Origin of the sequence: Streptomyces sp. NPDC089915 (genome assembly GCF_040684675.1) — a bacterium.
GTDB lineage: Bacteria > Actinomycetota > Actinomycetes > Streptomycetales > Streptomycetaceae > Streptomyces.
In genome coordinates, this window is the sequence record NZ_JBFBGN010000431.1 from 1 (window position 1) to 1030 (window position 1030).

Genomic DNA, 1030 nt, shown 5'->3' on the forward strand with positions numbered 1-1030 from the left:
GGACCGTGCGCCTGACGCGACCGTCCCCGGCGCGTCGGTCGAGCTCCAGAGCGTTCCGACCGGCGGGCGTCCTGGCTGGAGCCTGGTGCCTGTCCTCGGCGCGATGGGCGATGTCCTCGTCATCAACATCCCCTCCCAGACGGTCACCAGTCTGACCCTCTCGCTGGCGTCCGCCGCGTCGCTGCTCCTGCGCTACAGGGCCCCGGAGGTGGCCCTGCTCGTCACGCTGCCCGCATACTGTTTCGGGTACCTCAACCTCGCACCGTTGATCGCGTTGTACTACATAGCCGCCCTTCGCGGCCCGGTCCTGGTGGGGTCGGCCGCGGCGGCGGTGACCGCCTTCCTCTACGGCCTCGTCTCCCCACCCTCCGGCAACCTCCCCCTCACGATCAGTCTGGACAGCCTGGACCCGTCCTATCCGCTGGAATGCTGCGCCCTACCGGCCCTGGCCGTCGTCATCGGCCGCTCCACACGGTCGCGGCACGAGCAGCTGAAGGAAGTACGGGCCCGCCAGGCGCTGGAGGAACGGCTGCACACCCAGGAAGCTCTGCACGCTGAACGCGCCCGGCTGGCGCGCGAGATGCACGACACCGTCTCCCACAAGATCAGCCTGATCAGCCTCCAGGCCGGCACGCTCCAGGTCGCCCGACCCGAGAACGTGAACGTCCACGACAGCGCCCAGCGCATCCAGCAACTGGCCGCCCAGACCGTCACCGAACTCCACGACATGCTCCACACGCTCCGCAACACCGGGGACACGGGCGCCGAACCACCGCCGGCACCCGGTTTCGCAGGCCTCGGCGAGCTGGTCGGGGACAGCGGCCTGCCCGTCCGCCTCGACCTCCCCGACGCCTGGCCGCACACATCGCGGGAAGTCGAAGGCGCCGTCTACCGCACGGTCCAGGAAGCCCTGACCAACATCCGCAAACACGCACCCGGAGCCGCAGTGCGAGTAGCGGTCACGGCCGACGACCACAGTCTGCGGGTCGAGGTCCGCAACGGATCCCCTTCCGGCGACGCACGCCCCCCG

General features: G+C 70.2%; 1 protein-coding gene. It reads left to right on the plus strand.

The window, feature by feature from the left end:
- Positions 1-103 precede the first annotated feature (103 nt).
- Positions 104-1030: histidine kinase (locus tag AB0O29_RS36400; RefSeq protein ID WP_365160847.1), on the plus strand; the 927-nt coding region annotated here is incomplete at its 3' end.